At 72.0% G+C, this 2,001-nt stretch carries 1 protein-coding gene; it reads right to left on the bottom strand.

The features are described 5' to 3' along the window. Positions 1–193 precede the first annotated feature (193 nt). Complete coding sequence (locus tag FV223_RS26305) at positions 194–1,474, bottom strand: MFS transporter (RefSeq protein WP_147729685.1); 1,281 nt, start codon at positions 1,472–1,474, stop codon at positions 194–196. Positions 1,475–2,001 lie beyond the last annotated feature (527 nt).

Raw genomic sequence — 2,001 nt, forward strand, 5'->3', positions numbered from 1 at the left:
GGTCGAGCCCGCGCCGCCTCCCCCGCCGCCGAAGGTCGAGACCCCGCCGGCACCCGCTTCGGCGCCTCCGAAGCCCGCCGCCAACCCGTTCTCGGTGGAGGAGATCGAGGCCGAGTTCGCGCGCCTCCTCGGGCGGCCCCTCGACAAGCGGAATTGATCGGGCGCAGGAGCCCGGCCGGCCGACGGTCGCCGTTCACACGCCCTTGCGCAGCGTCTCCGGCATCGCGAGCACCGCGAGGAAGCTGATCACCGCCGTGACCGCCAGGTAGGCGCCGACCCAGGCGATCCCGCCCCAGTCGACCAGGCGCTGGGCGATGTAGGGGGCGCCGGAGGCTCCGACGATGCCGGCGAGGTTGTAGGTCACCGAGGCGCCGGTGTAGCGCACCCGGGTCGGGAACAGCTCCGGCAGCAGGGCGCCCATCGGCCCGAAGATCCAGCCCATCGTGAACAGGCTGAGGCAGAGGAAGGCGAGGACGACCGCGCCCGAGCCGGAGCCGAGCATCGGCCCGAGCAGCCCGCCGAGGCCGAACGCCACCACCATGCCGGCCATCAGCACCGGTCTGCGCCCGAAGCGGTCGGCGTTGGCGCCGGAGAGCGCGATGCCGAGCGCCATGAAGCAGACGGCGATGCACTCGAACAGCAGGAAGGCCGGCCGCGCGTAGCCGAGCGCCGCAGTGCCGTAGCCGAGGGCGAAGACGGTGGAGATGTAGAACACGGCGTAGACCGCCACCATCGCCAGGGTGCCGACGACGAGCGCGTGGCCGTGCCCGGTCACCATCGCGGCGAAGGGCACGCGCTCGGGCTTGGCCTGCGCGAGCGCCGCCTTGAAGGCCGGCGTCTCGCTGAGCTTGAGCCGCACGTAGAGGCCGACGCCGACCAGCGCGGCCGAGGCCAGGAACGGCAGCCGCCAGCCCCAGGCCTGGAAGCTTTCCGCGCTCAGGGCGAAGCTGAGCGCCAGGAAGCTGACGTTGGCCAGGATGAAGCCGACCGGCGCGCCGAGCTGCGGGAAGATGCCGTACCAGGCGCGCCGGCCCGCCGGCGCGTTCTCGACCGCGAGCAAGGCCGCGCCGCCCCACTCGCCGCCGAAGCCGATTCCCTGGCCGCAGCGCAGCAGGCACAGCATCGCCGGCGCCCACCAGCCGGCGGTGGCGTAGGTCGGCAGGCAGCCGATCAGCACCGTCGAGACGCCCATGATCAGCAGCGAGGCGACCAGCGTCGCCTTGCGCCCGACCCGGTCGCCGAAATGCCCGAACAGGGCCGCGCCCACCGGCCGCGCCAGGAAGGCGATCGCGAAGGTCGCGAAGGCGCTGAGCTGCTGCACGCCGGGCTCGCCGGGCGGGAAGAAGACCGGGCCGATCACCAGCGCGGTCGCGGTGGCGTAGATGTAGAAATCGAAGAACTCGATCGCCGTGCCGACGAAGCTCGCGGCGAGGACCCGGCGGGCCGACAGGGGGGACGGCGTGGTCTGGAGCATGATCGTTCGCGGTCGCGCGGTGTTGACGTGCGCCCCGGTTAGTCGAGCGCGCCGCGTTTGCACAGCATCCCGCCCGCCGAAACCGCGGCGTTTCGCGAAACGACGCACGATTACGTCACGATCCGTAATCCCGGCGCCGGCGCGCGTTTTTTGTGCGCTGCGAAGGGATGTCCCGGGGCGAAAAGCTCAATGCGACGGCAGGTTTGCGCCGAGCCTCGGCCAGTCTTCACTTGCGCTAGCCTGGCACGAAACCTGCTGAGCGCACCGTCCGTCAATGGAGACGGCACCGCCTCCGCCAGCAACGCCGCTGATGCGATCCGCTCCGCCCCGAAGATCCTTCCGGGCAGCGGGGCGCGTTCGTGCGCGGATCGGCGGGCGCCGGCGTAGTTTTCAAGGTCAGGATCCTGCCGCAGATGCGTAACGACGAGCCGAAATTCACCCTCGACCGGTCCCCCCTCGCCGAAGCGTCCGGCACCGGCACCCGCCGCGGCCTGCTCAAGGGCGCGGCCGGCGCCCTGTCGCTCGCC

The sequence above is a fragment of the Methylobacterium sp. WL116 genome (genome assembly GCF_008039455.1).
GTDB lineage: Bacteria > Pseudomonadota > Alphaproteobacteria > Rhizobiales > Beijerinckiaceae > Methylobacterium.

Excerpts from the sequence above, each read along its gene's own strand:
- FV223_RS26305 (WP_147729685.1), bottom strand. The coding sequence starts at position 1,474 with ATGCTCCAGACCACGCCGTCCCCCCTGTCGGCCCGCCGGGTCCTCGCC.